Consider the following 26,731-nt stretch of genomic DNA (forward strand, 5'->3'; position numbering starts at 1 on the left):
TCGCCCCGGGTCCGGCTCTTCAGCCGTACCCGGGGCGACCGTCGTGTGTCTCAGGCGCTGGAGTCGCGCTCCCACTGGTAGAACTCGTGGGCCATCGCGTCCTTCGGACCACGCCAGGTCTGCGGGTCGTACGGGCTGATGAAGGCGGTGAGCTTCTGGCTGAGGTCCTGGAACTCCGGGTGCTGGTGCACCTTGGCAATCTCCGGGCCCGGCGGGCGGTCGGACTCGATCAGGTGCAGATAGACGTCGCCGAACTGGAACAGCTTGCGCCGGTTGACTCCGACGAGGTGCGGCAGTTCGCTGCGGTCGGAGGCGGCGAACAGTTCGGCGATGTCCGGTGCCGACTCCGGCGCCATCCGGGCGACGATCAGAGCGTGGTGCATGGGCGGGATGCCTTTCTGATACCCGGCCGGTACCCCGCCGGGGCGGCGGGGTACCGGCCGGACGCGGGCGGGCGGGGGGTCAGCGGGCGTTGACCGGGGCGGTACGGCGCTCGCGGTCGCGCTGCTCGATCTTGTCCCGGATGAGTTCCATCTGGACGCGCGAGTTCCGGTTGATGTTGTCGGTCATCCACGCGTCGTCGACGGGCGCGTCGGGCCGCATCGCGAAGTCCTGCGCCCAGTGCAGCTTCGTGCCACCGGGGACCTCCGAGTACTCCCAGCGGATGTTCATGTGCTCGAACGGGCCCGGCTCGACGCGGCGCGCGACGACCTTGCGCCCGGCGCGGTCGGTCGTGCGCTCCGAGACCCAGCTCCACACCTTGCCGTTCTCGTCGGGGTGCATGGTCAGACGGAACCTCGTCCTCTCGCCGTCCCGTTCGATCACCTCGACCGCCGCGTACTCACTGAACAGCCGCGGCCAGTTCTCCAGATCGTTCGTCACGTCCCAGACCAGGTCGAGGGGGGCGGCGATGGTGATCTCGTTCTCGGTGTGTCCGGACACTTCAGGCTCCTGTCATGAGGGTGTGGTTGACGAGGTCGAGGAATTCACGGGGCGTCTTGCACCGGTCGGCGTCGGCCGGGAGCGGCCTGCCGTGCCGGTTCTCCAGCACGCCCACGATGCCGAGGAGGCCGAGCGAGTCCAGGCCGTACTCGTCGAAGCCGGACGCGGGCCGGCTCTCCATCTCCTGCGGGTCGACGCTGACTCCCGCGCCCTTCTTCATCAGCGCAGCCAGCTCCTGGTAGGTCAGTGGACCGTTCATGAGGACTTCTCCTTCTCACGCGTGGATAGCGGTGGGGCGCCGCAGCACGATGGCCGCGTTCGAACCCATGAGGCCGCGGCTCAGCACGAGCGCCGTCCGCAGTTCGGCGGGGCGCGCCCGCCCGGTGACGACATCGAGTTCGTGACACACGTCGACGACGTTCGGGGTCGGAGGTATCAGGCCGAATTCCATGGCCAGTACGGCGGCTGCCGCGTCCAGCACCGGCGCCCCGCAATAGGCCCGGCCGATCCCGGCCTTGGGCGCCGTCACGGGTACCCGCTTGCCGTGCACGCCGAGCGCGTCGGCGATGGCCTGTGCTTCGGCGCGGTCGGCGGAGGGTACGCCGAGGGCGTCGGCGAAGACCACGTCGATCTCCTCCGGCGCACAGCCGGCCTCCCGCAGGGCGCCGCTGATCGCCCGGGCGAGCCCCTCCCGGGACTCCTCCCACCGGGACGCCCCGGTGAACGTCGCGGAGTGGCCCGCCAGTTCGGCCCTGATCCGGGCCCCGCGGCGGTTCGCCGCGTCCTCTTCCTCGACCACGAGCATGGCGCCGCCCTCGGCGGGTACGAAACCGCACGCGTCCGAGGTGAAGGGGCGATAGGCCCGGGCGGGGTCCTCACAGACGCTGAGGTCCTCGTACCCGAGCTGGCAGACGACCGAGTACGGGGCCAGAGGTGCCTCGGCGGCGCCGACGACCACTGCTTCGGCGCCGCCGCGGATGGACCGGGCGGCATGCGCCAATGCGTCCAGGCCGCCCGCTTCGTCGCTGGCCACGACGGCGCACGGCCCCTTGAATCCGCCCCGGATGGAGATCTGGCCGGTGCTGGCCGCGTAGAACCAGGCGATGGACTGGTAAGGGCCGACGTAATTGGACCCCTGTCCCCACAGCCGTTGCAGTTCGCGCTGGCCGAACTCGCCGCCGCCGGAGCCGGCGGCGGTCACCACTCCCACGGCGAACGGGTCGCCCTCGTAGTCGGCCCGGCCGATCCGGGCGTCGTCGAGGGCGAGATCCGCTGCGGCCATCGCGAAGTGCGTGAACCGGTCGGTCTGCACGAGGTAGCGTTCCTCGATCAGGTCCACCGGGTCGAAGCCCCTGATCTCGCCTGCGACCCGCAGCGGCAAATGCTCGCAGCCCTCGCGGGTGACGCGGTCGAGGACGCTCGTCCCTTCCTGCGTCCTCTTCCAGAACGACTCCGTGGTCGTGCCGTTGGGGGCGACGACACCGATGCCGGTGACGACGGTGCGCCTGGTCTTTCGGGTGCTCATGGTGTCCTCCCACCTGTTCTGGTCAGGGCCACGGCGGACTGGAAACCACCGAATCCGCTGCCGACCGACAGGACGCTGCGCAGCTTCCGGGGCCGCGCGTCACGCGGCACGTAGTCGAGGTCGCACTCCGGGTCCGGGGTTTCGTAGTTCGCTGTCGGCGGCACCGTCTGGTTGACCAGGGACAGTACGCAGGCGGCGATCTCGATGGCGCCGATGGCGCCGAGCGAGTGACCGACCATGGACTTGATGGAGCTCATGGGCACCTCGTAGGCGTGCGTGCCCAGGGCCCTCTTCACTGCGGCCGTCTCGTGGCGGTCGTTCTGCTTCGTGCCGGATCCGTGCGCGTTGACGTAGTCGATCTGTGAGCTGTCTATCCGGGCATGACCGAGGGCCCGGTTGATGGCCTCGGCCATCTCCAGTCCCTCGGGGGTCAGCCCGGTCATGTGATAGGCGTTGCCGAAGGTGGCATAGCCGGCGATCTCGCAGTACACGGTGGCACCGCGGGCGCGGGCATGCTCCAGCTCCTCCAGGACGAGTACGGCTCCGCCCTCGCCCATGACGAAGCCGTCCCGGCGGGCGTCGAACGGCCGGGAGGCGTGCTCCGGGTCGTCGTTGTTCGCGGAGGTCGCCTTGATCGCGTCGAAGCAGGCCACCGTGATCGGGGTGATCGGCGAGTCGGACGCCCCTGCGATGCAGACGTCGACCCGCCCCTCCTCGATGGAGTGGAACGCGTACCCGATCGCGTCGAGACCGGAGGTGCAGCCCGTCGAGACGGTCTGCACCGGGCCGTGCGCGCCGACTTGCTCGGCGACCGCCGAGGCGAGGGAACTGGGTGAGAAGGCCCGCTCCAGATGCCGGCCGGCCGGGCGGTGGTCGACGTCCCAGCGGGCGCCGCTGCCACTGACGGCGACGTAGTCGTGCTCCAGCCGGGTGGTGCCGCCGACGGCGGTGCCGAGGGACACCCCGATGCGCCAGGGGTCCTCCTTCTCCGGGTCGAGGCCCGCGTCGCCGAGGGCTTCCCTGGTGGCGACGAGCGCGAACTGGACGTACCGGTCCGAGCGGGCGATCTCGTCCTCGTCGAGGCCGTGGGCCGCGGGGTCGAAGTCGCACTCGGCGGCGATCCGGGAGCGGAATCCCACCGGGTCGAACAGGGTGATGCCGCGCGTCGCGGTGCGTCCGTTGGCGAGGAGGTCCCAGAAGGCCGGCGCGCCGATTCCGCCCGGAGCGACGACACCGACTCCGGTGACCGCCACGCGCCGGGTCATGAAGCCGCCTCGGTTCGTTCTGGCGGCGCGGCCCGGCCGACGGTCTCGGTGTGCTCGGTGTCGACGTGCCCGAGCTCCGGACGCGGGGCGAGCGGACCGAGGTGGAAGACCATGCGCGCTTCCACATCTCCCACGTTACGGAACCGGTGACGTACATACGGAGGGATCAGCAGGCCCTGGTCGGGCCGCATGGCGTATGGTTCCCCGTCCAGGTCCACCTCCAGGAGACCGTTCACGACGTACACGAACTCCTCCGAGTACGGGTGGTAGTGCTCGCCGATGCGGTCGCCGGGCTGCACGATGGCCAGCCCCATGAAGCCGCTGGTGGCACCCACCGCGGTCGGCGTGAGCATGGCGCGCAGGTCGCCTCCGCGCCTGCGGTTGGGCTGGGTCTCACTGAGGTCCACGATGCGTGGCGGGTGCGTGGTCATGACTGCTTTCCTCCTGGCGCAGTGCGCGTAGTGTTGACGGGTCGAGCGAGAACCCCCCAGGGCGCTGACGCGCGGTTCAGGAATCCGCGGCCCGCCGATCGGTGATCAGGGTCATCTCGGACTTCTTGAGGAAGCGCGAGATCTCCTGGTCGTTGGTCGGAACGGCGTTGACGCCGCCGTCGAGGAGCCGTCCGAGCCTGGCCACCTTGGCGGGGTCGTCGATGCCCAGAGCCTGAGCGGGCTGCGCGTCCAGCGGGCCGACCATTTCGAGGAGCCGCACGACGATGTCGTCGCGCTGGAAGATGGTGCTGCTGTCGATCGGGCTGTTCCGGTCCTCGGCCGCCTCCTCGTCGTTGCCGGCGAGCAGCCGGGCGAGCGCCATCCCACACCCCTCCTTGGCCTGGTAGAACAGCGCGTACCGGCGGATGTCCGCGGCGTTGTGCCGGCCGGCGGTGACGTGGTGGACCGTGGGCAGAGCCGCCCGGGTGAAGAACACCCGGGCGGAGTTCTCGTCGCTGAGGTCCCGGTCCTGCTCCAGGTACGGGTTGATGGCCTCCTCGACGGCCCTGACCTCGGGCTGACGGGACACATGGCGCAGCGCCGCAAGGAGGTCCCCCTCGACCTCGACGGCCCGGACGACCCGGTTTCCGTGCATGAAGAGCGAGGTACGGCGCAACCGCGTGTGCTCGTCGACCCGGGCCTTCGGGGAGTCGTAGTCGGCGAGGATCTTCGCGACGACGTCCTCACTGCCGGGCTTCACGGTGAAGGTGAGGGCGTGGCGGACCACGCCGTCGCCCAGCCGGGGGGCGGACTGCAGGTTGCCCTTGGCGGCATCGGGGGTGCTCTCGAAGGCGCTCCCGGTCTCCCGCAGCACGGAGAAGCGCAGCGACCGGGTGTCGCGTACGCAGCCGTGCAGGGGCTGGACGGTCTGGACGTGCTCCTCGCTGTTGACCCAGGCGAGGAAGGGCGGTGCGCTCTCCCATTCGCTGGTGATGAGCCACTGCGAGGGGTTCTCGATCGACTGGCACAGCTGGTCGCTGATGTGCCCGGGTACGGATGCCACCTGATTGCGCAGGTGCTCGTACGCCTCAAGGAATTGGTTCTGGGCTCCGTCGTGCAGATCCAGCAGCAGAACGACCCGCAGCCTGGAGCCGTCGAAGGCGGACTGCGAGATCCGTTCCGAAAGGGTGGTCATGTGTCGTTCTCCTTCGAGACGGCGTGGCGTCCACGTGAATGGCACGCCGTCGGTTGTCGAATGGAATCGGAGCGGGAAATCTCCCGGCGGATGAGTACCGTCCGCCCCCGCGCCGCGGGCTGCGTCTCCGTGACCGATCGTGAAACGCTGGTCCGGCCGACGCGAGATTTATGAACCGTTCAGGTGAGCAGCCGTCCGGGGGGCGTCCGAACGGGTCCCGCAGGGGCATGAACAATGCATCTGTACGGCGTCGGAGCTGGAGCAACTGATGAACGAGAACGTCGACCTCCGTGTACCCGTCCTCATCGTGGGCGGCTCCCTGGTGGGTCTGTCCGCATCACTTTTCCTCGGCCGGCTCGGCATCGAGCATCTGCTGGTCGAGAAGCACGCGGCCACCTCCACACACCCGCGTGGCCGCGGCAACAACGTACGAACAATGGAGGTGTTCCGCACGGCGGGAGCCGAACAGCGGATCCGGGAGGCCGCTTCGGTGCTCGCGGAAAATCACGGGATTCTGCAGGCGGGTTCGCTGACCGGCGACGACCAGGAGTGGCTGTTCAGGGAGATCGACCCAGGCGGCGGACTGGCGCGGTTCAGCCCGAGTGGCTGGTGCCTGTGCAGTCAGAACGATCTGGAGCCGGTGCTGCTGGCGCAGGCCCGTGAGCAGGGCGGCGACATCCGGTTCTCCACCGAAATGATGACGTTCGACGCGGATGGCTCAGGGGTGGACGCCGCACTGAAGAACCGGGAGACCGGTGTGCACACCAGCGTCCGTGCGGACTACCTGATCGCGGCCGACGGTCCGCGCAGCCCCATCCGGGAGCAGCTGCGGATCGGTCAGTCGGGACCCGGCGACCTGTTCCACAACGTGAGCATCACCTTCCGCTCGCGGAAGCTCGCCGACGTGGTGGGCGACCGGCGTTTCATCGTGTGCTACCTGACCAACCCCGCGGCGGACGGTGCTCTGTTGCCGGTGGACAACAAGAAGGAGTGGGTGTTCCACGCGCCGTGGCAGCCCGAACGGGGCGAGACGCTGGAGGACTTCACCGACGAGCGGTGCGCGGAACACATCCGCCGGGCGACCGGTGCGCCGGACATCGACGTGGAGATCACTGGGAAGGCCCCGTGGCACGCCGCGGAGCGGGTCGCCGAACGGTACGGCCGGGACAGAGTCTTCCTCGCCGGGGACTCCGCCCATGAGATGTCGCCGACCGGGGCGTTCGGCTCCAACACCGGTATCCAGGACGCGCACAACCTGGCCTGGAAGCTCGCCGCCGTGCTGCGCGGCGAGGCCGGTCCGGGGCTGCTGGACACGTACGAGGCGGAGCGGCTGCCTGTGGCGCGGGCAACGAGCGAGCGGGCCTCGTCCCGTTCCGCGGAGCACAGCCATCCCGGATATGCCCCGGCTCCCGGTGTGGGCGGCGGGAAGAAGGGCGGCCTGCTGCCGGTGGCGCTGGGGTATCGCTATGTCCGTGGCGCCGTGGTGGGTGTGGACGCCGAACAGCCGGTGGTGCCGCAAGGGCTGCGGCTGAACGGTGCCCCCGGCTCCCGGGCACCACATCTGTGGGTCCGTCAGGCAGGCGAGCGCAAGTCGACACTGGACCTGTACGAGCGGTCGTTCGTCTTGCTGAGCGACGGCGCGGATGTGGCGTGGCGCCGGGCGGCCGCGCGCGTGGCCGACCGGCTTTCGGTGCGGCTCGACGCGTTCGGTATCGGCGCCGGCTCCGACCTGGAGCCGGAGAACGGGGCGGACTGGGCGCAGGCGCACGGTACGAGCGCCGAGGGTGCGGTGCTGGTGCGCCCCGACGCCTTCGTGGCCTGGCGGTCGGAAGGTTCCGTCACCGATCCGGAGGCCACGTTGTACGAGGTGCTGTCCTCCCTGCTCAGCCGGGGCTGACGCCGCCGGCCAACGATTCGTCGATGTCTCGGTCCATGCCGAACGACCGCAGCGCCGCAAGGAACTCTGCCGGCCGGGCGGTGTGGACGAGATGTCCGGCGTCGATGGTGACCAGGCGGCAGTCGGGGATCTGCCGGGCCATCCAGGCACACGCCGCAAGCGCAGTCGCAGGGCGTCGGGAGCCCACTCCCTGTCGCGGGGGAGGCCGTATGGGCCCTTCTTTCGGATCAGCCCGGCATGATCCGAGAGACCGGCATGATCCGAGAGAAAGGCCCTCAGGGGTCACGGCTGCGCGAACCGGTCCCTGAGCTCGCGCTTGAGGACCTTTCCGCTCGCGTTGCGGGGGAGCTCGTCCACGAAGAGGATCTTCTTCGGGGCCTTGAAGTGCGCGAGCCGTTCCCGAACATGGTCGAGAAGCTGCTGCTCGGTGGCGTCCTCGCGCAGCACGACGACGGCGGTGACGGCCTCGATCCAGCGTTCGTCGGGCAGCCCCACGACGGCTGTCTCGGCGACGGCGGGGTGGGTGTAGAGGGCGTCCTCGACCTGGCGGGAGGCGACCAGGACACCGCCGGAGTTGATGACGTCCTTCACCCGGTCGACGACCGTGAAGAAGCCTTCCGGGTCACGGACGGCGAGGTCGCCGGAGTGGAACCAGCCGTCGCGGAACGCCTCGGCGGTCTCCTCGGGCTTGTTCCAGTAGCCTTCGCACAGCTGGGGTGACCGGTAGACGACTTCGCCCGCCGTGCCGTCGGGGACCTCCTTGCCGTGCTCGTCGACAACCCGTGCTTCGACAAAGAGCACCGGTCGGCCACAGGAGTCCATCCGGCCCTCGTGCTCCTCGGGCCCGAGAACGGTGGCGAGCGGGCCGATCTCGCTCTGTCCGAAGCAGTTGTAGAAGGCCAGCGCGGGCAACCGCTCGCGGAGCCGTTCCAGCACCGGGACCGGCATGATCGACGCACCGTAGTAAGCCTTGCGCAGCCCGCCGAGCTCGCGGGTCGCGAACTCCGGGTGGTTGGCGAGCCCGATCCAGACGGTGGGCGGGGCGAACAGGCTGTCCGCCTGCCCGGCCTCGACGAGGTCGAATATCCGGCCCGCTTCGGGCGCGTCGAGGATGGTGTTCTCCGCCCCGACCGCGAGGTAGGGCAGCAGGAACACATGCATCTGCGCGGAGTGGTAGAGCGGCAGCGAGTGGACGGGCCGGTCGGTGGGGCGCAGGTCGAGGGCGGTGATCGCACTGACGTATTCGTGGACGAGGGCGCCGTGCGTCATCATCGCGCCCTTGGGGAGCGCGGTGGTACCCGAGGTGTACAGCAGTTGCACGAGGTCACCGGCGGCGGGTTCGCGCTCGGGGGCGAAGGGACGCGGGGTGGCGAGCGCGCCGAGCAGGGAGCCGGGTGCGTCGCGCAGCGGCCGTACGGCGAATCCGGCCGGGATGCGGTCGCTGAGTGCCGGGTCGGTGAGGACGAGGGCGCTGCTCGACTGCTGCAGGATGTAGGCAAGGTCGTCGCCGGTGAGGTTCTGGTTGACCGGCACATGGACCAGCCCGGCGCGGGCGCAGGCGAGGTACGCGATCAGGTACGCGTCGGAGTTGTGCGCGTAGGAGGCGACCCGGTCGCCGGGGTGCAGGCCGTGGTCGGCGAGGAGGACGGCCGCCGCGGTGCTGACCGCCGTGTCCAGCGTCCGGTAGGTCCAGGACCGGTCGGCGTACCGCACGGCGGTGCGCTCGGGGGTGCGCCGTGCGCTGCGGGTCACGACGCCGTCGACTGTGGAGCTGCGTACACCTGTCATGGCGTGATCCTGGGCGGCCGGGACCGGGCGGTCAAGGGTTCTGTTACTGCCGAGTTGTTGACAGGGCTACGGGCGTGCTGGCTGAGTTGCGCGTGGTGTCTCGGGGCATCCGAGCAACCGCCTTTCTCACCCGCACAGTTGGGAGGACCCTTGCCCCTTCGTAACCGTCTGAGACTTCTCGCGGTATCCGGTCTCGCACTGTTCACCGTCTCGGCGTCCCTGCCTCCGGCCGTGGCCGACGCCTCGCACACCCGGCATCCGTCGGGCGGCGGGCTGTCCGCCGTGATCCGCTACACCGAGTACGGCATCCCGCACATCATGGCGAAGGACTACGCGGATCTCGGTTTCGGCAACGGCTGGGCACAGGCCGCCGACCAGGTGTGCACGCTCGCCGACGGCTTCGTGACGCTGCGCGGCGAACGGTCACGGTACTTCGGTCCGGACGCGGCTCCGGACGGTTCGCTGTCCTCCGCGACGAACAATCTCTCCAGCGATCTCTACTTCCGGGGGGTCCAGGACAGCGGCACCGTGGAGAAACTGCTGGCAGTGCCCGCCCCGGCCGGTCAGAGCCATGACGTGAAGGAGCTGGAGCGCGGCTGGGCGGCCGGCTACAACGCCTGGCTCAAGCAGAACCGGATCAGCGATCCGGCCTGCCGGGGCGCCGACTGGGTACGGCCGGTGACGATGCTGGATGTCGCGACCCGTGCCTTCGCTCTCTCCGTGCTGGGCGGTCAGGGCCGTGGGATCGACGGCATCACGGCGGCGCAGCCGCCCACGGGCGCACCGGCTTCGCCCGGTGTTGCGCCGGGTGAGGCGGCGAAGGCGGCGCAGCGGCTGCTGTCCACGCAGAACGCCGACATGGGCTCCAACGCGGTCGCGTTCCGGGGCAGTACGACGGCGAACGGGCGAGGGCTGCTGCTCGGCAATCCGCACTACCCGTGGCAGGGCGGGCGGCGGTTCTGGCAGTCGCAGCAGACCATCCCCGGGGAGCTGAACGTGGCGGGCGGTTCGCTGCTCGGCTCGGCGACCGTGTCGATCGGGCACAACGCGAACATCGCCTGGAGCCACACCGTCGCCACGGGTGTCACCCTCAATCTGCATCAACTGACCCTCGATCCGGCCGATCCGACCGGGTATCTGGTGGACGGCAGGCCGGAGCGAATGGTGAAACGCACGGTCTCGGTCGCGGTGAAGGGCGGCGCCGCGGTGACCCGGACCCAGTGGTGGACCCGGTACGGTCCGGTCGTCACCTCCCTCGGTGCCGGGCTGCCGCTGCCCTGGACGGCGACGACCGCGTATGCGCTGAACGACCCGAACGCCACGAACCTGCGGTCCTCGGACACGGGTCTCGGGTTCAGCAAGGCACGCAGCACCGCGGACATCCAGGCCGCGTTGCGTCGTACCCAGGGGCTGCCGTGGGTGAACACCGTCGCCGCCGACTCCGCGGGCCATTCGTTCTTCTCGCAGTCGCAGGTGCTGCCGCGGATCACGGACGATCTCGCGCAGCGGTGCTCCACCCCGCTGGGCAGAGCGACCTATCCGTCGTCGGGGCTCGCGGTGCTGGACGGTTCGAGGAGCGACTGCGCGCTCGGTTCGGACCCGGACGCGGTGCAGCCGGGTATCTTCGGGCCGGGCCGGATGCCGACCGTCAAGGACGCTCCGTACGTCGAGAACTCCAACGACAGCGCCTGGCTGACCAACGCCGAGGCACCGCTGACCGGCTACGAACGGGTCTTCGGCACCATCGGCACACCTCGCTCGATGCGGACGCGCGGCGCGATCGAGGATGTGTCGGCGATGGCGGCGAAGGGCCGGCTGACAGTCGGCGACCTGCAGGAACAGCAGTACGCGAACCGCGCCCCTGCCGGTGACCGGGCGGCGGCCGACCTGGCGCGCGCCTGCGCGTCGCTGCCCGACGCAGCCGCGGCCGGCAGCGACGGCAGGGCGGTCGATGTGTCGGCGGCGTGCGACGTGCTTGCACGCTGGGACCGGAAGGTCGACACCGGCAGCCGGGGTGCACTGCTCTTCGACCGGTTCTGGCGCAGGGCCACCGCCGTGCCGGCGGCCGAGCTGTGGAAGGTGCCCTTCTCCCCCACCGACCCGGTCGGCACCCCGCACACGCTGAACACCGCGGCGCCGCGCGTCACCGCGGCGCTCGCCGACGCGGTGGCCGAACTGCGGGCGGCCGGGATCGCTCCGGACGCGCCGCTGGGCGCGAACCAGGCGGTCGTGCGGAACGGGAAGCGCATCCCGGTCGGCGGTGGTACGGAGTCCCTGGGCGTCTGGAACAAGACCGAACCGGTGTGGGGCGCCGCGGGCGGCGGGTACACGGAGGTCTCGGCCGGCTCCAGCTACATACAGGCGGTCGGCTGGGACGGCTCCTCGTGCCCGGTGGCCCGCACCCTGCTCACGTACTCCCAGTCCTCGAACCCGAACTCACCGCACTACAGCGACCAGACCGAGCTCTTCTCGGGTGAGCGCTGGGTGACATCCCGGTTCTGCGAGAAGGACATCGCGCGCTCGCCGGCGCTGCGGGTGGTGCGGGTGCGCGAGCACCGGTAGCACGCTCCGGAGTCAAATCCGGCCCCTGACCGTTTCCGGGCGGTCAGGGGCCGGCCATCGCGTGCGGTCAGGGGTTGATCGCGAGGACGACGAACGCTGCGAAGATCGCCAGGTGGACGCCGCCCTGGAGCAACGTGGCCCGCCCTGGTACGACGGTCAGCGTGCCGACCACCACGGTCAGCGCGAGCAGCACCATATGGGTGGCGCCGAGGCCGAGCAGGAGCGGTCCGGGCAGCCAGATGGAGGCCAGGGCGATGGCCGGGATGGTCAGCCCGATGCTGGCCATGGCCGACCCGAGGGCGAGGTTGAGGCTGGTCTGCACGCGTTCGCGGTGGGCGGCCCGGACCGCGGCGAGGGTCTCGGGCAGCAGCACCAGCAGGGCGATGACGACACCGACGACCGCCTGCGGCAGCCCGGCGGCCTTCACGCCGGACTCGATCGTGGGCGAGACGGACTTGGCGTCGCCGACGACGGCGACCAGCGCGATCAGCAGCATGGCGACGCTGAGCGCGGTGGCGCCCCGGCCGGGCAGCGCCGCGTGCTGCTCTTCGTCCTTGAGCCGGCCGTCCGGGGCGAGCGGCAGGAAGTACTCGCGGTGCCGGACGGTCTGTACGGCGACGAACAGCCCGTAGAGGGAGAGGGACGCGACGGCGGCGAAGGTGAGCTGTGCGGTGGAGAACTCGGGGCCCGGTCTGCCGATGGTGAAGGTCGGCAGCACCAGACTGAGGGTGGCGAGGGTCGCGACGGTGGCGAGGGCGGCGCCGGAACCTTCAGCGTTGAAGACGGCGACGCGGGAACGGACCGCGCCCACCAGCAGAGACAGTCCGACGATTCCGTTGCAGGTGATCATCACGGCGGCGAAGACGGTGTCGCGGGCGAGCGCGGACGTCTTGGGGCCGCCGTCCACCATCAGGGTGACGATCAGGGCCACCTCGATGACGGTCACGGCGACGGCCAGGACGAGCGAGCCGAACGGTTCGCCGACCCGGTGGGCGATCACCTCGGCGTGGTGGACGGCGGCGAGCACGGCGCCCGCGAGACAGAGCGCGACGACGCCGACGGCGAAGGCCGGCAGCACCCGCCCCCAGCTGAACACCAGCGCCACCGCCGCGACGATCGGCACGACCACGGTCCACTGGGTAGCCAGGGACCGGACCGTCGCGCTCGTGTTCATGAGCCACACGCTGCCAGAAGTGGCCGGGGCGCGCTCGGCGGACGGTGCGGGGCCCCCGACGTTCAGAGGGCCCTGTGGTGCCCCTCCCAGTACGGGTCGCGCAGTCGCCGCTTGTACAGCTTGCCGTTGGGGTCGCGCGGCATCGTGTCGATGAAGTCGACGCTCTTGGGGCGTTTGTACCCGGCCAGCCGCTCGGCGCAGTGGGTGAGGATCTCGGCGGCAAACCCGTCGCCCGGGGGGTGTCCTTCGGCCGGTTCGACGACCGCCTTGACCTCCTCGCCCCAGTCGGCGTGCGGGACGCCGAAGACGGCGGCATCGGTGACCGCGGGGTGGCTGAGGAGCGCGGCCTCGATCTCGGCGGGGTAGATGTTCACCCCTCCCGAGATGATCATGTCGATCTTGCGGTCGCGCAGGAAGAGATAGCCGTCCTCGTCGAGGACGCCCAGGTCGCCGACGGTGAAGAAGTCCCCGATGCGGTTCTTCTCCGTCTTGGTCCGGTCCTTGTGGTAGCTGAAGCCGCCGGTACTCATCTTCATGTAGACGGTGCCGAGCTCACCTGGCGGGAGGCGGTTGCCGTCGTCGTCGAAGACGGCGAGTTCACTGATCGGCCAGGCCTTCCCGACCGTGCCGGGCTTCTTCAGCCAGTCCTCGGCGGTGGCGAACGCGCCGCCGCCCTCGCTGGCCGCGTAGTACTCCTCGACGCACCGGCCCCACCAGTCGATCATGGCGCGTTTGACGTGGTCGGGGCAGGGAGCCGCGCCATGGATGGCATGCCGCATCGAGGTGACGTCGTACCGCTCCTTCACCTCGTCGGGCAGGGCGAGGAGGCGGTGGAACTGGGTGGGGACCATGTGCGTGTGGGTGCAGCGGTGCGCGTCGATGACCCGCAGCATCTCCTGCGGCACCCACTTGTCCATCAGGACGAGGCGGTGCCCGATGTGGAGGGCGGCGACCGCGAACTGGAGCACGGCGGTGTGGTAGAGCGGCGAGCAGACCAGATGAACGTTGTCGTCGAACGGCTTGATGCCGAAGATGCCGAGGAACCCGCCGAGATGGCTTTCCTCGGGGAGCTTGCCGGAGAGCGGGCGGCGAAGGCCGCGCGGTCGTCCTGTGGTGCCCGAGGTGTAGTTCATGACCCAGCCGAGGCTGCGGTCCTCGGGCGGTGCGTCGGACTGCTCCGCGAGCAGTTCCGCGTACGGGCGGAAGCCGTCGACCGCGCCGACGGCGTAGCGGTGGCTCACGGGCAGTTCCGCCTCGTCGGCGGCGGAGGTCGCCGCGTCGGTGAACCGCTCGTGCGTGATCAGCACCTTGGCGCCGGAGTCGGAGACGATCCAGGCGATCTCGGGGCCGACGAGGTGGTGGTTGACGGGGACGAGATAGAACCCGGCCTGGGAGGCGGCGAGGTACGCGGTGAAGAATTCGACGCCGTTGGGGAGGACCACGGCGAACGCGTCGCCCTGCCGGAGACCGGCCGCGCGCAGCCCGTGGACCAGGCGGTTGGCCGCGGCGTGCAGCCGTCCCGCGGTCCAGGCCTCGCCGTCGGGGGCGACGAGGATCCTACGGTCGGGGTCGGCGGTGGCCTGGGCCCAGAAGCCGTTGGGCGGCTGGTTCATGCGGCGCTCCGTCCGGCGATGCGGTTGATCCGGTCCACGGCGCGTTCGAAGCCGCGGATCAGGTCGTCGACGACGGCCTGCACGCTGCGTTCGGTGTTCATCCTTCCGACGATCTGGCCGACGGGGGTGCCCAGCAGTGCGCCGGTCTCGTACTTCTGGATACGGGAGACGGCCTCGGCGACCAGCAGTCCCTGGAGCGGCATGGGCAGGGGGCCGGGGCCGGACGGGTCGTCCCAGGCGTCGGTCCATTCGGTACGGAGCTGGCGTGCGGGTTTGCCGGTGAGGGCGCGCGAGCGGACGGTGTCGCCGGAGCCCGCGGCGAGGAGCTTGCGGGTCAGTGCGCGGGAGTGGAGGTCGGCCTCCTCGGTGGTCAGCCAGAGCGAGCCGAGCCAGACGCCCTGGGCGCCGAGGGCGAGTCCGGCGGCGATCTGCTGTCCGCTGCTGATGCCTCCGGCGGCGAGGACGGGGAGAGGTCCCACGGCGTCGACGACGTCGGGGACAAGGACCATGAAGGCGATCTCTCCGGTGTGACCGCCCGCTTCGTATCCCTGGGCGACGACGATGTCGATGCCCGCGTCGGCATGGTGCCGGGCGTGTTTGGCGCTTCCGGCGAGGGCGGCCACGAGGACGTTCCGGTCGTGGGCACGTTGCACGACGTCCGCCGGGGGCGAGCCGAGGGCGTTGGCGAGGAGCCTGATGGGGTAGTCGAAGGCGACGTCGAGCTGGTTGCGGGCGACCTCCTCCATCCAACCGGTGATGCGCCAGCCGGATGCCTCGCCCTCGGCGAGTTCGGGGACGCCGTACGTGGCGAGGGTGTCCTGGACGAACTGGCGGTGTCCGGCCGGGATCATCGCCTCCACATCGGCCTCCGTCACCCCTTCCACCTTCTTCGCGGGCATGACGACGTCGAGGCCGTACGGCTTGCCGTCGGTGTGCTCCTGCATCCAGTCGAGGTCACGTGCCAGGTCGTCGGGGGCCGTGTAGCGGACCGCGCCGAGTACGCCGAATCCGCCGGCCCGGGTGATCGCCGCGGCCACCGCCGGGAAGGGCGTGAAGCCGAAGATGGCGTGTTCCACTCCCAGTTTCTTGCTCAGCTCCGTCTCCATGGGCGGCAGGATGCCGCAGTCGGACACTCGAAGGAAGAGATTTTCTGATGCAGTGTCAGATTCTTTGTGGCGCAGGGGGCCTCCGGGACGGCAGGGGTGACAGTAATCTCTGCGGCGGCAGGAAGTTTCATCGTAGGAATGAATGACGAAAGTTACTTTCAACCGGTAGGAAGGGGTTCCGGATGACCGAGGACGCGACCGGCAGAGGGATCAGCCGACGCAGGCTGAGCGGTGGGATGCTCGCACTGGGCGGAGCACTCGCCCTGGCACCGATTCCCTTCGCGGAGACGGCATCGGCCATGGAATCGGGGGCGGGAACGTCGGGGACGTCGGGGGCAGGCGCCGTGGACGCTTCGGATGCGACTGCCGACGGGCGGCCGACGCTGCGGCGCGGTTCCGCCGCCCGCGCCGGACTGTTGCAGGGACCGCTGGACCAACTGGTCGCAGAGGCGGAACGGTTCCTCTCCGCATCCCCCAAACACCCGTGGTACGCGGGCGCGGTGCTGCTCGCCGGGCGCGGTGGCACGGTGGCGCTGCACCGGCCGATCGGCAAGGCCGTGCGGTACGCGGCCTACGACGAGAAGACCGACACCGGGGTGGAGTTCCCGGCGGACCAGCAGATCGCGATGGCCGAGGACACGGTCTTCGACCTGGCGTCGGTGTCGAAGCTGTTCACTTCGATCCTGGCCGTGCAGCAGATCGAGCGCGGGGCACTGGAACTGGAGGCGAAGGTCGCCTCGTATCTGCCCGACTTCGCGGGAGGCGGCAAGCAGGACGTCACGATCCGTCAGCTGCTCACGCACACCTCGGGATTCCGTGCCTGGATCCCGCTCTACAAGGAGCCGACCCGGGAGGGGAAGCTGCGGCTGCTGTGGAACGAGGTACCGGCCAATCCGCCTGGCACGGTGTATCTCTACTCCGACCTCAATCTCATCTCGCTGCAGCTGGTCCTGGAGAAAATCACCGGACGCACCCAGGATGTGCTGCTCCGCGAGGAGATCACCGCGCCGCTCGGGATGCACCGCACTCGTTACAACCCGCCCGCCGCCTGGAAGCCGAAGATCGCGGCCACCGAGGACGCCCGGCTGCCCTGGTCCGGCCTGGACCGCGGGCTGGTCTGGGGCGAGGTGCACGACGAGAACGCGTACAGCCTGGACGGGGTGGCGGGCCACGCCGGAGTGTTCTCCTGCGCCTGGGACCTCGCGGTCCTCGCCCGTACGCTGCTCAACGGCGGCGTCTACGGACGCGCGAGGATCCTCTCCGAGGAGTCGGTCGACCTCCTGTTCACCGACTTCAACACCGCGTTCCCCGGAGATGCCCACGGGCTCGGCTTCGAGCTCTACCAGCACTGGTACATGGGGGCGATGGCCACCCCGAGCACAGCGGGCCATACCGGCTTCACCGGGACGAGCCTGGTCCTCGATCCGACGACCGACTCGTTTTTGATCGTGCTCGGCAACTCCGTTCATCCGGTGCGCACATGGCGCTCCGGAAGCGCGCCTCGGGTCGCCACCGCGAACCAGATGGCGCGGGCGGTGGCGGTGCGCCCCGCCCAGGGCCGTACCGCCTGGTTCTCGGGCATGGCGAGCGCCGCCTCCGCCACGCTCACGCTGCCCGCTCTGCGTCCGGCGTCCTCGCGTGCCGCGCTGAGCTGCGCGGTGTGGTGGGACACCGAGCCGGGCTCCGACTCCCTCTTCCTGGAGGCCTCGTCGGACGCCGGGACGACCTGGCAGCCGGTGCCCTTCACCACCGTACCGACGGAGTCCGGATCCCACCGGGCGGAGCCGGAACCGCATCCGGGGGGTTCTGTCTCCGGCTGGTCGGGCCGGGTCTGGCACCGTCTCGACGCGGACCTGGCCGTCTGGCGGGGCAAGGAAGTGCGGCTGCGGTGGCGGTACACCACCGATCGGCTGTACGTCGGGCGCGGGGCGTACGTGGACGGCATCCGGGTCGAGGACGACGGCGGGACTGTCTTCCACGACAGCAGGTCGGGCGACGCCGGGCGCATCGAGGCGAACGGGTGGACGGTGTCCGCGGACTGAGAACGGCTGCCGGCCGGTTCGGACCGGCCGGCAGCCGCTGGTTCGACGGGTAGGTTGCGCGTCAGGATGCCGGTACGAGCAGATGGACGGCGAGCGCGGTGATCAGCAGGGAGGACGCCAGGGCGGTGACGAGCCGCCCCCGGCCGCCGGTGAGTACCCGACCGAGCAGCGCTCCCCCGCCGGCCAGCAGCAACTGCCAGCCGGCGGACGCGGCGAAGGCCGCGAGGACGAACACGGCCTGTTCCAGTCGGTCCGGGGCGGCGTCGGTCGCCCGGCTGCCCAGCACCAGCGCCGTGAAGTAGACGACGGTGGTGGGATTCAGCAGGGTCATCCCGGTCAGCCCCAGATAGGCGCGCGCGGGGCTGAGCGGGGTCCGGTCGGACCCGGACACCGAATGCCGCCTGCGGTACTGGCCGATCGCAGTAGTGGCGCTCCGTAGCGCCAGGACGACGAGCACCATCGCCGAGGCGCAGCGCAGTGGCAGGGCGACCGGCTCGATGACACGGGTGAGTGAGGAACCTCCGACGACCGCGGTCAGCGCATAGAGGCCGTCGGCCGTCGCGACTCCGAGCGCGGCGGCGACACCGGTTCCGAGGGAGGTCCGGGCGGTGAGAGCCACCAGATAGGTCGCGACCGCTCCGACCGGCATGGCAATGCCGAAGCCGGCCAGCAGCCCCGCGACCAGGGCGGCGCTCACGCGGGGAGGAGAATCGGCCTCCGTGGTCGGCCGGACTGCTGCTGGACCCGCACCGGTCGAGTGGCAAGGGTCGTCGGCAGGGCGGCGGTGATCGAGTTCATGAGCAGATGGTGGGGCCGCGCGGGAGAGCGAGCAACACATTTTTTCGGGCGGGCGGCCGCATCGACACGGGATCTCCGGGCTGCGATCCCGTTGATGTGGGACCGCTACCGAGCCACTACGCTCCTCGGCCATGAGCGAACCCACCTACGTACGCACCACCCGGGCGTGGCCGAGCTCCTGAGTCGGGCCGGACTCCTCGTGGACGCCAGGCTCGTGCGCGAGGCGGGCTGGATGGACAAAGGCCCCCAGGCATTCCTCATGGTCCACAAACCGGCGCATCCGTAGTCGTTGCCCGGCCCGTCCCCATGCCCAACGGGCGCCATGGGGACGGGCCCGCCCTCTCGGGGCCGGCGAAAATTCTCGGCAGCACATGGTTGCAGCCCGGCAGCATTCCGTGCGGGCCGAGCCGGTCGGGCCGCGTCGGTGTCGGCCAGGTCGGCACTGCCTGCCGGTGCCCCTGACCGCGCCGCAGAAGGTCTCGACGACCTGGAACGACACACCCAGCTGGGACACCGGCGGCAACGTCATGACCATGAAGCCGAACGGCACGGCAATCCGGCGGCAGGAGCGTCGACGACCTTCGGGTTCACCGTCATGACGAGCGGGAGCGCGGCAACGCCCTCCATCGGCGCCTGACACCACTGAACTCCACGGTGCAACGCTAGGTACGGGAACGGGTCACCGGCCCAGCGCCGCCATCGCGGCGTTGTGGCCGGGGACCCCGCTGACCCCGCCGCCGCGCACCGCGCCCGCCCCGCACAGCAGGACGTTGGCGTGCGCCGTCTCGACGCCCCACCGGCCGGTGGACTCCGTGGCGAACGGGAAGGCGAGGTCCCGGTGGAAGATATGGCCGCCGGGCAGCCGCAGATCCCGTTCGAGGTCGAGCGGGGTCTTCGCCTCGATGCACGGTTCGCCGTTCCCGTCGACGGCCAGACAGTCGGCGATCGGCTCGTCGAGATGCGCGTCGAGTTCGGCGAGCGTGGCCTTGAGGAGGGCGGCGCGCGTCGCCTCGTTGTCCGCGGCGAAGAGCCGGGCCGGCGTGTGCAGACCGAAGAGGGTGAGGGTCTGGTAGCCGCGGGCGGCGAGGTCGGGGCCGAGGATCGACGGGTCGGTCAGCGAGTGGCAGTAGATCTCCGACGGCGGGGCCGTGGGCAGCCGGCCCGCAGCCGCGTCCCGGTAGGCGTCGGCCAGCTGCCCGTACCCCTCCGCGATATGGAACGTTCCGGCGAACGCCTGGCGAGGGTCGACGGAGCGGTCGCGCAGCCGGGGCAGCCGGCGCAGCAGCATGTTCACCTTCAGCTGGGCGCCCTCGGCGGGAGCCGGCGGTTCGTCGCCGAGAAGTGCGGCCAGGGTCTGCGGCGAAGCGTTCACGAGGACCCGGCGGGCGGCAACCGTCCGCTCGCCTTCGGGTGAGCCGACGGTGATCTCGGCCCGTGTCCCGTCGGTCTCGATCCGGGTCGCCTCGTGGTGGACCCGGATCTCGGCCCCCGCCGTCCGGGCAGCCTGCGCGAGGGCGTCGGTGAGCGCGCCCATGCCGCCGACGGGGACGTCCCAGTCGCCCGTGCCGCCGCCGATCACGTGGTAGAGGAAGCAGCGGTTCTGGAGCAGCGACGGGTCGTGCGCGTCGGCGAAGGTACCGATCAGTGCGTCGGTCAGCACGACGCCGCGCACGAGATCGTCGGTGAAGTGCTCCTCGACGGCCGCACCGATCGGCTCCTCGAAGAGCATGCGCCAGGCGTCCGCGTCCCCGATCCGGTCGCGGAGCGCGTCCCGGGTGGGCAGCGGTTCGGTGAGGGTCGGGAAGACCCTCTCGGCGACCTGCTGTGTCATGCCGTAGAAGCGCTGCCAGGCCTCGTACTCGCCATCCCCACCGGTGAGGGCGGCGAAGGACTCCCGGGTGCGGTCCCCGCCGACGAGCAGTCCCGTGGCTCGCCCGCCACGGACGGTCGGGGTGTACGAGGAGACGGTCCGCTTCCGTACGGCGAAGTCCAACCCGAGATCGCGGACGATCTTCTGTGGCAGCAGGGACACCAGATAGGAGTAGCGCGACAGCCGTGCGTCGATCCCGTCGAAGGGACGGGTCGAGACGGCCGCTCCCCCGGTGGTGCCGAGGCGTTCGAGGACCAGGACGGACTGTCCGGCGCGGGCGAGGTAGACGGCGGCGACCAGACCGTTGTGGCCGCCGCCCACGATCACTGCGTCATAGGTGTCAGGTGCGGGCATGGCCCTTGGTAACACAGGATGATCGCCGTCGGAAAGAGGGCAGTGGCCCAGGGAGTCCCCGGTCAGTGCGGGGGCATGCCCCGCTGCTGGCGCAGCGCCGCGACCCTGCGGTACAGCTCGACCGCCTCCCCGCCCCGGCCGAGCTGTTCGAGGCAGTGCGCCTCGTCGTTGCGGCTGGCGAGCGCGTCGGGGTGATCGGCTCCGAGGACGCGTTCGCGGGCCTCTGCAACCGTGCGGTAGACGGTGAGGGCTTCGGCCCAGCGGCCGAGCCAGCCGAGGCCGACGGCGACCTCGCGGCGGCTGATGAGGGTGTCGGGGTGGTCGGGGCCCAGGACCCGTTCCCCGATCGCGCACACATCGCGTGCTTCGGCGAGGGCTTCCTCCCAGCGGGCCAGCCGCCCCAGGTTGACGCCGAGGCCGTGGCGGGCCCGGAGCGTCTCGGGGTCGGCGGGGCCGTTCACCCGGGTCCGGTCGTCGACGAGCGCACGGTAGAGCTCCAGGGCCTCCGCGCTGCGGCCGAGTCTGCCGAGACTGATGCCGACCTCGTAGCGGGCCGAAAGCGTGTCGGGGTGGTCGGCGCCGAGGGTTCGCGCGCGGCCCTGGGCGACTTCCCGGTAGGTCTGCAGGGCGTCCGTCCAGCGCCCCAACTGGCCGAGGGTGTACGCGATTTCATAGAGGGTGACCAGGGTGTCGGGGTGGCTCGCGCCGAGCAACCGGGTGCGGGCGTGCGCCACGTCGCGGGCCATCCGGTACGAGTCCTCCAGGCGCCCGAGCCTGCTGAGGTTGAACGCGAGGTTGTGGCGGCAGCGGAGGGTGTCGGGGTGGTCGGGGCCCATCGTCCGTTCCCGGGAGGCGAGCACCGCGGCGTACACCTGGTGGGCCTCGAAGTGGCGGCCGAGCCGGCCGAGTACGTATGCCATTTCCTGCCGGGCGGCGAGGGTCTCCGGGTGGTCGGGGCCGAGAATGCGTTCGCGGCCCTCGGCGACGCGCCCGAATTCGCGCAGCGCGTCGGCGGCGCGCCCGGTGCGGCTGAGGGTGAACCCCACCTCGTACCGGCTGGAGAGGGTGTCGGGGTGGTCGGGGCCGAGGGCGTGCTCGCGTTCGGCGGCGACCGCGCGGTGCACCTCGCCGGCCTCCTCCCAGTGACCGAGCCGTCCCAGGTCGAGGCCCGCGCTGTGCCGGTTGGCGAGGGTGGAGAGCAGCTCCGGGGAGGGGGTGGGCCGCTCGGGCCGGGCGGGCGGCAGCCCCCCGGTCAGGGCCCTCAGGTCGGTGCCTGTGGTCCACTCGCCGGTCAGGCCCGCGGAGTGGTCGGGCGGGGCGAGACCGGGCTGCATGGCGCCGGACGCCTTGTGTCCGGTGGTCATGCCCCGGGTCCAGGACGGCAGCCGGGGTTCGCCGTCGGGCGGCTGCTGTCCCGGGCGTACGACGGGGACCGGCGGGGCGAGCCGGACGCGCCCCGCCGGCCGTGGGGGTCCGGACGACGGAAGATGCTGCTGTTCACCGGTGCGTCCGACGGCGATCCGCTGCCGCAGGTCGCCCGCGTCGGCGGGCCGCTCCTCCGGGGTCTTCGCCAGCAGGTCCAGGACGACGCGGTCGAAGAAGCCGGGGAGTTCGGCGCGGTGGGTACGGAGCGGTTCCGGCTGGGTGTCGCGGTGTCCGACGAGGACGGCCCAGGCGTCGTCGAGGTCGAACGGCGGAACCCCTGTGGCGATCTCGTAGAGGACGCAGCCCAGCGAGTAGAGGTCGCTGCGGTGGTCGACCTGGCCGCCGCTGATCTGCTCGGGCGACATGTAGTGCGGGGTGCCCATGGCGATGCCCGTACCGGTCAGGCGGGAGGTGAAGCCGATGTCGTGGCCGAGCCGGGCGATGCCGAAGTCGCAGATCTTCACCGTGCCGTCGGCCAGCCGCATGATGTTGGCGGGCTTGAGGTCGCGGTGCACGATGCCCTGCTGGTGGGTGTAGCCGAGGGCGTCGGCGACCTGCTCGGCGATGTCGACGATGTCCGGGACCGGCAGCGGATGCTGCTTGTTGTCCTCCAGGAGCTGGCTGAGGTTTCGGCCGTCGAGGAGCTCCATCACCAGGTAGAGCACGCCTTCGTGCTCGCCGAAGTCATGGATGACGGTGACACCGCGGTGCTGGAGGGCGGCGGCCACCCGTGCCTCTCGGCGGAACCGTTCGCGCAGGATCCGGGTGAACGACTGGTCGTGCTGGGGCCCCACAGGCTTGAGGCATTTGACGGCCACATGGCGGCCCAGCGACTCGTCGCGGGCGCGCCACACCTCGCCCATGCCTCCGCGCCCGATCAGATCGAGCAGCCGGTACCGGCTCTGGATCAGCCTGGTGTCCGCCATCGCGTGCTGTCGCCCCCGTCGCCTCGCCTACTGCTGCGCCCTCCCCGGCCCGTCCAGTATGGCTGTCCGGCTACGGAGTTTGGAGGGGGTGGGGCGGCTGCCGGGACCGAGTCGTTCCATCGCCTTCACAATGTGGCCGGGCGGGAGTTGCCAGCGCAGCCGTGAGGGGATGCAGCGCAGGGCCGTGCCGGTGGCGCGCAGCCGCCGGTCGACGGTGTGCGGGGGCGGCGCGGCCCTGCCATAGAGCTCATGGGCGAAAGGGGGCAGTGACTGGTAGGCGAGTGCTGCGACACACCGCCAGAGGAGTTCGCGCGCCGGTACCAACAGCGCGGGGACGGGCGGGCGGCGGAGGAAGGAGTCGACATCGAACGCCTCGGCTCCTGCGGCGAGCTCGGGGCGCACCCGGTCGAAGTAGGCGGCGAGCTGGTCGGTGGTCGCGGGTACACCGTCGGGGTCGAGGCCCACCAGGCGCGCGCTGGTTCGATGTTCGTCGATGTAACGATCGGCTTGGGCGGCGCTGATCCTCTGGCTGGAGCGGAGCTGCACCTGGAGGTAGGAGTCGACCTCGGCGCAGTGCACCCAGAGCAGCAGCTCCGGTTCGTCGACGCCGTACGTCTCGCCGGTCGCCGGATCGGTGGCCTTGAGCAGCCGGTGGATCCGGCGGACGCGGGCGCCCGCCTTCTCGGCGGCTTCGGTGGTGCCGTAGGTGAGGGTGCCGACGAAGCCGGCGGTGCGCATCAGCCGCCCCCAGGCGTCCTTGCGGAAATCGGAGTTCTGCATGACGCCGCGGACGGCGCGCGGGTGCAGCGCCTGGAGGTAGAGGGCACGTACCCCGGCGATCCACATCATCGGGTCGCCGTGCAACTGCCAGGTGACGGATTCAGGACCGAAGAGCCCCGGGTCGGCTTTCACCATGACTGCTCGTACCTCCCGCTCGGCCGCGCACGTAGGTATGGCGTATGCACCCACAGGATGCGCTGTGACCGGGCTGATGCTCCAGGCCCCGCTCCGGCTCGGTCACACCCTGGCGCTGACCGCGCCGCCGACGCTCTTTTCGACCCAGTCACCGCCTACGTCATGGTCACCGCCACCGTCTTCGCCCTTCCGCTGCTGCCCGCGACCATCCGAGCGACCACCCACGCACCCGCCGACGCCCTGCTCTCCGCCACCTTCCTCGGCCTTCTGCCGTCCGCTCTCGGCTTCGTGATCCGGGGCTACGCCGTCGCCCGCCTGCCACTGGCCTCCACCGCGGCTCTCTGTCCGGTGCCGCCCGTGGCGCCCGTGCGGCGGCGCTGTTCACCGCTGTTCACGCAGCACCGTGAGGCGGCGTTTGTACTCGTCCTCGTCGATTTCCCCGCGGGCGAACCGATCTGCGAGCAGGTCTTCGGCCCGTCGGCTTCCCCATGCTGCCTCACCGGGGCGCGGACCGGGCTGGTAGCCGCGGCGGGTGCGGGTGAGGTAGTGGATGAGGGCGACGACCCCGACGATCAGCAGCGACCAGAAGACAACCATGATCACGGCCATGAAGAGCCATCCACCCCAGCCCCAGCGGCCGTCGTACCACATCATGCCGATCACCTTCTTTCGGACGGCCGAGCGCCAACAGGTCCAGGGTGGCGCGGCGCGGCGCCGTTGAGGAGAGGAAATATGGGCCCTGCCGGGGGGGCCGAACGGCCCGTACCGACCTGCACGGGGGGCGGTCGCTGACGACAAAACGATCGAGGCGTGAGCCTCACGTGCCTCGGCACGTGGGAGAGAGCGGCACATCGACGGCTCCCCCACGTGGCCGGCCCGATGTGTCAACGCGTCGGCCCTGGGTGGTTCCTCGCGTCAATCGTGGGGAACGACGGCGACCGGACAGCGCGCGTGATGAATGGCGGCCTGCGCCACAGGGCCGAGGCGTGGTGCCAGGGGGTGGCGGTCCTGACGTCGGCCGACGACCAGCAGATCGGCACCCTCGGCGGCCTGTACGACAGCCTTGGCGGGGCTTACAAGCGCAGTGCTGTCGGTGACGTCCACCTGCGGGAACCTGTCACGCCAGGGGCGGAGGGTCTGGCTGAGGAGCTTGTGTGCGTCCTGAACGATTCCTTCCGCCACGTCATGGTCCACGCCCCAGGGCACGTATGCGTCCACCGGCAGGCTCCGGCCGTGGACGGCCCGAAGAGGCATGCCTCGCGCAGCAGCGGTCTCGAAGGCGAATTGGAGCAGGTCGTCGCAGGGGCCGTGCAGTTTGAGCGCCACCACCACGCCGCCTGTCGCAGTTCGAGTGGCCTGCGGGCCGTCTTCGCCCGTACGGGCTCGCACCAGGACCACCGGCCGCTCGGCGCGTGCCACGACGGGCATGCTGATGTCGCCGAGGAAATAGCTCTCGACGGGCATCAGCCCCCGCGAACCGAGCACGATCATCTCGGACTCCGATGCCGCCCGCAGAAGCGCGTGCTCGGCATCGTCGGCGACCAGGCTACCGACGACGGGGAGGCCCGGGTGGTGTGCCTGGAGCTCCGCGCGCGTGTTGCGCACGATCCGCCTCGCCCAGTAATTCTGATCCATCTCGGCGGGAATGCGGGTCGGTTCCGGCACCAGCAGAGGCCACGCGTGCAGCAGGCGCAGCGTGAGCTTGCGCCGCTCGGCTTCGTCGGCGGCCCAACGGGCAGCGGCCAGGCTCTCGGGTGAACCGTCGAGGCCAACGGTGACGCATGGCTCCATGACGACTGCCTCCGTCTCGCAAGAAGCCGGAACGATGTGGGAGCCGCGTTTCCGCACTGCTGTGGCCCCTGTGCCCCGGTCCGGGGCGTGGAGGACGACGGCAAGGGATCGACGGAGTGAGCATCTACGCAGACGCCCCGGGCACGGGTTCCCTTGACGATAGGTACCCCAGATCCTCCGGTGGCGCATGCGGAACCCGGCATGGCGCGCCCGAGTCTGCGCAGCGAGGCCCGTTCGGCGCTGACGCTTGACTTCGACCACGGTCTCCTCCGTAACGTCATCCCATGTCGGACGAGAAAGACTCGGGCGGGCCCGGAAAGCTGCCACGCTCGATGTACGAGCGTGAGCTGTACCGGCTCCAGACCGAGCTCGTAAAGCTCCAGGAATGGGTTCGGGCCGAAGGCGCACGGCTCGTCGTGGTGTTCGAGGGGCGTGATGCGGCGGGCAAGGGCAGCACGATCAAGCGCGTCACCGAGCTCCTCAATCCCCGGGTAGCACGAATCGTCGCGCTGCCGCGGCCCACTGAACGCGAGCGCAGCCAGTGGTATTTCCAGCGCTACATCGAGCATCTTCCAGCCGCAGGGGAAGTGGTCCTGCTCGACCGAAGCTGGTACAACCGCGCGGGCGTCGAGCGCGTCATGGGTTTTTGCACCATGGAGGAACACCAGCGGTTCCTTCGCCAGTGCCCGGTCTTCGAGCGGATGCTGGTGGAGGACGGCGTCCTGTTGCGTAAGTACTGGTTCTCGGTGAGTGACGCGGTGCAGGAGCAGCGATTCCGGCGTCGGCTGGAAGATCCCACCCGCCGGTGGAAGCTCTCGCCGCTGGACCTGGAATCGATCAGCCGCTGGGAGGCCTATTCGCGGGCGAAGGACGAGATGTTCGTCCATACGGACATCTCGGAAGCTCCCTGGTACGTGGTCGAGAGCGACAACAAGCGCCGGGCACGACTGAACATGATCGCCCATCTGCTGTCGACCGTGCCGTACGAAGAGGTCACCTGGCCGACGATCGAACTGCCTCGACGCCCGCCGGCCACCGGATACCAACGTCCGCCGAGGGACCTTCAGACGTACGTCCCCGACCATGCGTCAGAACTGTGCGAATGAGGCGGG

General features: G+C 70.4%; 21 protein-coding genes and 1 pseudogene. 4 read left to right on the top strand and 18 right to left on the bottom strand.

What is annotated here, in order from left to right; all coding sequences use genetic code 11:
* Nucleotides 1–50: 50 nt before the first annotated feature.
* The 7 genes from ACGFSA_RS24480 to ACGFSA_RS24510 all read right to left on the bottom strand — a co-directional run bounded on the left by ACGFSA_RS24480 (nt 51) and on the right by ACGFSA_RS24510 (nt 5,358).
* Nucleotides 51–383 (bottom strand): TcmI family type II polyketide cyclase, encoded by a 333-nt coding sequence (locus ACGFSA_RS24480; RefSeq protein WP_393307568.1) that lies wholly within the window; start codon nt 381–383, stop codon nt 51–53.
* 79 nt (nt 384–462) lie between these two features.
* Complete coding sequence (locus ACGFSA_RS24485; RefSeq protein ID WP_393307570.1) at nt 463–942, bottom strand: SRPBCC family protein; 480 nt, start codon at nt 940–942, stop codon at nt 463–465.
* A 1-nt stretch (nt 943) separates the two neighbouring features.
* On the bottom strand, nt 944–1,201 hold the full coding sequence (locus tag ACGFSA_RS24490) for an acyl carrier protein (protein WP_358862486.1): 258 nt from the start codon (nt 1,199–1,201) through the stop codon (nt 944–946).
* A gap of 15 nt (nt 1,202–1,216) precedes the next feature.
* The gene (locus ACGFSA_RS24495) at nt 1,217–2,467 is read right to left on the bottom strand and encodes a beta-ketoacyl synthase N-terminal-like domain-containing protein (RefSeq protein WP_393307572.1); all 1,251 of its coding nucleotides are present in this window, start codon (nt 2,465–2,467) and stop codon (nt 1,217–1,219) included.
* Complete coding sequence (locus ACGFSA_RS24500) at nt 2,464–3,732, bottom strand: beta-ketoacyl-[acyl-carrier-protein] synthase family protein (protein ID WP_393307574.1); 1,269 nt, start codon at nt 3,730–3,732, stop codon at nt 2,464–2,466. Before ACGFSA_RS24500 ends, ACGFSA_RS24495 begins: the two co-directional genes overlap by 4 nt.
* A complete protein-coding gene (locus ACGFSA_RS24505) occupies nt 3,729–4,163 on the bottom strand; it encodes a cupin domain-containing protein (protein ID WP_393307576.1) in 435 nt (144 codons plus the stop codon). Before ACGFSA_RS24505 ends, ACGFSA_RS24500 begins: the two co-directional genes overlap by 4 nt.
* Before the next feature lie 76 nt (nt 4,164–4,239).
* A complete protein-coding gene (locus ACGFSA_RS24510; protein WP_393307578.1) occupies nt 4,240–5,358 on the bottom strand; it encodes a SchA/CurD-like domain-containing protein in 1,119 nt (372 codons plus the stop codon).
* Nucleotides 5,359–5,626: 268 nt separating this feature from the next.
* On the opposite strand from ACGFSA_RS24510, the gene ACGFSA_RS24515 reads away from it, so the two are divergent.
* Nucleotides 5,627–7,255, top strand: a complete 1,629-nt coding sequence (locus ACGFSA_RS24515; protein WP_393307580.1) for an FAD-dependent oxidoreductase — start codon at nt 5,627–5,629, stop codon at nt 7,253–7,255.
* Here the strand turns inward: ACGFSA_RS24515 and ACGFSA_RS24520 are convergent.
* Together ACGFSA_RS24520 and ACGFSA_RS24525 are read right to left on the bottom strand one after the other, a co-directional pair.
* Nucleotides 7,242–7,403: pseudogene (locus ACGFSA_RS24520) on the bottom strand (alpha/beta fold hydrolase); the annotation flags it as partial. The gene ACGFSA_RS24515 and the pseudogene ACGFSA_RS24520 overlap by 14 nt on opposite strands.
* A gap of 134 nt (nt 7,404–7,537) precedes the next feature.
* On the bottom strand, nt 7,538–9,043 hold the full coding sequence (locus ACGFSA_RS24525) for an acyl-CoA synthetase (RefSeq protein WP_393307582.1): 1,506 nt from the start codon (nt 9,041–9,043) through the stop codon (nt 7,538–7,540).
* Between the two features lie 150 nt (nt 9,044–9,193).
* Between ACGFSA_RS24525 and ACGFSA_RS24530 the strand changes: the two genes are divergently transcribed.
* Nucleotides 9,194–11,605, top strand: a complete 2,412-nt coding sequence (locus tag ACGFSA_RS24530; protein ID WP_393307584.1) for a penicillin acylase family protein — start codon at nt 9,194–9,196, stop codon at nt 11,603–11,605.
* Nucleotides 11,606–11,672: 67 nt separating this feature from the next.
* Here ACGFSA_RS24530 and ACGFSA_RS24535 read toward each other — a convergent pair whose 3' ends face one another.
* From ACGFSA_RS24535 to ACGFSA_RS24545, 3 genes are all read right to left on the bottom strand, one after another.
* Nucleotides 11,673–12,779 (bottom strand): calcium:proton antiporter, encoded by a 1,107-nt coding sequence (locus ACGFSA_RS24535; protein WP_393307586.1) that lies wholly within the window; start codon nt 12,777–12,779, stop codon nt 11,673–11,675.
* 62 nt (nt 12,780–12,841) lie between these two features.
* Nucleotides 12,842–14,392 (bottom strand): acyl-CoA synthetase, encoded by a 1,551-nt coding sequence (locus ACGFSA_RS24540; protein WP_393307588.1) that lies wholly within the window; start codon nt 14,390–14,392, stop codon nt 12,842–12,844.
* Entirely contained in the window at nt 14,389–15,498 is a 1,110-nt protein-coding gene (locus ACGFSA_RS24545) for an NAD(P)H-dependent flavin oxidoreductase (RefSeq protein ID WP_393307590.1), read from the bottom strand. The genes ACGFSA_RS24540 and ACGFSA_RS24545 overlap by 4 nt, the downstream gene beginning before the upstream one ends.
* A gap of 182 nt (nt 15,499–15,680) precedes the next feature.
* Between ACGFSA_RS24545 and ACGFSA_RS24550 the strand changes: the two genes are divergently transcribed.
* Entirely contained in the window at nt 15,681–17,540 is a 1,860-nt protein-coding gene (locus tag ACGFSA_RS24550) for a serine hydrolase (protein WP_393307592.1), read from the top strand.
* A gap of 61 nt (nt 17,541–17,601) precedes the next feature.
* Here the strand turns inward: ACGFSA_RS24550 and ACGFSA_RS24555 are convergent, their stop codons facing one another.
* From ACGFSA_RS24555 to ACGFSA_RS24580, 6 genes are all read right to left on the bottom strand, one after another.
* Nucleotides 17,602–18,237: a LysE family transporter gene (locus tag ACGFSA_RS24555; protein WP_393307594.1), complete on the bottom strand. Its 636-nt coding sequence runs from the start codon at nt 18,235–18,237 to the stop codon at nt 17,602–17,604.
* A 780-nt stretch (nt 18,238–19,017) separates the two neighbouring features.
* A complete protein-coding gene (locus tag ACGFSA_RS24560) occupies nt 19,018–20,562 on the bottom strand; it encodes a phytoene desaturase family protein (protein ID WP_393307596.1) in 1,545 nt (514 codons plus the stop codon).
* Between the two features lie 62 nt (nt 20,563–20,624).
* Nucleotides 20,625–22,913 carry a tetratricopeptide repeat protein gene (locus ACGFSA_RS24565; RefSeq protein ID WP_393307598.1) on the bottom strand — a complete coding sequence of 763 codons (2,289 nt, stop codon included), beginning with the start codon at nt 22,911–22,913 and terminating at the stop codon, nt 20,625–20,627.
* Between the two features lie 27 nt (nt 22,914–22,940).
* On the bottom strand, nt 22,941–23,828 hold the full coding sequence (locus ACGFSA_RS24570; RefSeq protein ID WP_393307600.1) for an oxygenase MpaB family protein: 888 nt from the start codon (nt 23,826–23,828) through the stop codon (nt 22,941–22,943).
* A gap of 381 nt (nt 23,829–24,209) precedes the next feature.
* Entirely contained in the window at nt 24,210–24,482 is a 273-nt protein-coding gene (locus ACGFSA_RS24575) for an SHOCT domain-containing protein (protein WP_393307602.1), read from the bottom strand.
* 261 nt (nt 24,483–24,743) lie between these two features.
* A complete protein-coding gene (locus tag ACGFSA_RS24580) occupies nt 24,744–25,619 on the bottom strand; it encodes a universal stress protein (protein ID WP_393307604.1) in 876 nt (291 codons plus the stop codon).
* 284 nt (nt 25,620–25,903) lie between these two features.
* Between ACGFSA_RS24580 and ppk2 the strand changes: the two genes are divergently transcribed.
* On the top strand, nt 25,904–26,725 hold the full coding sequence (ppk2, locus tag ACGFSA_RS24585) for a polyphosphate kinase 2 (RefSeq protein WP_393307606.1): 822 nt from the start codon (nt 25,904–25,906) through the stop codon (nt 26,723–26,725).
* The last annotated feature ends 6 nt before the right edge of the window (nt 26,726–26,731 follow it).

It is taken from the genome of Streptomyces sp. NPDC048496, assembly GCF_043200055.1.
Classification (GTDB): domain Bacteria; phylum Actinomycetota; class Actinomycetes; order Streptomycetales; family Streptomycetaceae; genus Streptomyces.

What these genes read in the sequence shown, in the direction of transcription:
- ACGFSA_RS24480 (WP_393307568.1), bottom strand. Translation starts at nt 383, where the DNA reads ATGCACCACGCTCTGATCGTCGCCCGGATGGCGCCGGAGTCGGCACCG.
- ACGFSA_RS24490 (WP_358862486.1), bottom strand. Translation starts at nt 1,201, where the DNA reads ATGAACGGTCCACTGACCTACCAGGAGCTGGCTGCGCTGATGAAGAAG.
- ACGFSA_RS24495 (WP_393307572.1), bottom strand. Translation starts at nt 2,467, where the DNA reads ATGAGCACCCGAAAGACCAGGCGCACCGTCGTCACCGGCATCGGTGTC.
- ACGFSA_RS24500 (WP_393307574.1), bottom strand. Translation starts at nt 3,732, where the DNA reads ATGACCCGGCGCGTGGCGGTCACCGGAGTCGGTGTCGTCGCTCCGGGC.
- ACGFSA_RS24505 (WP_393307576.1), bottom strand. Translation starts at nt 4,163, where the DNA reads ATGACCACGCACCCGCCACGCATCGTGGACCTCAGTGAGACCCAGCCC.
- ACGFSA_RS24510 (WP_393307578.1), bottom strand. Translation starts at nt 5,358, where the DNA reads ATGACCACCCTTTCGGAACGGATCTCGCAGTCCGCCTTCGACGGCTCC.
- ACGFSA_RS24515 (WP_393307580.1), top strand. Translation starts at nt 5,627, where the DNA reads ATGAACGAGAACGTCGACCTCCGTGTACCCGTCCTCATCGTGGGCGGC.
- ACGFSA_RS24525 (WP_393307582.1), bottom strand. Translation starts at nt 9,043, where the DNA reads ATGACAGGTGTACGCAGCTCCACAGTCGACGGCGTCGTGACCCGCAGC.
- ACGFSA_RS24535 (WP_393307586.1), bottom strand. Translation starts at nt 12,779, where the DNA reads ATGAACACGAGCGCGACGGTCCGGTCCCTGGCTACCCAGTGGACCGTG.
- ACGFSA_RS24540 (WP_393307588.1), bottom strand. Translation starts at nt 14,392, where the DNA reads ATGAACCAGCCGCCCAACGGCTTCTGGGCCCAGGCCACCGCCGACCCC.
- ACGFSA_RS24545 (WP_393307590.1), bottom strand. Translation starts at nt 15,498, where the DNA reads ATGGAGACGGAGCTGAGCAAGAAACTGGGAGTGGAACACGCCATCTTC.
- ACGFSA_RS24550 (WP_393307592.1), top strand. Translation starts at nt 15,681, where the DNA reads ATGACCGAGGACGCGACCGGCAGAGGGATCAGCCGACGCAGGCTGAGC.
- ACGFSA_RS24560 (WP_393307596.1), bottom strand. Translation starts at nt 20,562, where the DNA reads ATGCCCGCACCTGACACCTATGACGCAGTGATCGTGGGCGGCGGCCAC.
- ACGFSA_RS24565 (WP_393307598.1), bottom strand. Translation starts at nt 22,913, where the DNA reads ATGGCGGACACCAGGCTGATCCAGAGCCGGTACCGGCTGCTCGATCTG.
- ACGFSA_RS24570 (WP_393307600.1), bottom strand. Translation starts at nt 23,828, where the DNA reads ATGGTGAAAGCCGACCCGGGGCTCTTCGGTCCTGAATCCGTCACCTGG.
- ACGFSA_RS24575 (WP_393307602.1), bottom strand. Translation starts at nt 24,482, where the DNA reads ATGATGTGGTACGACGGCCGCTGGGGCTGGGGTGGATGGCTCTTCATG.
- ACGFSA_RS24580 (WP_393307604.1), bottom strand. Translation starts at nt 25,619, where the DNA reads ATGGAGCCATGCGTCACCGTTGGCCTCGACGGTTCACCCGAGAGCCTG.
- ppk2 (WP_393307606.1), top strand. Translation starts at nt 25,904, where the DNA reads ATGTCGGACGAGAAAGACTCGGGCGGGCCCGGAAAGCTGCCACGCTCG.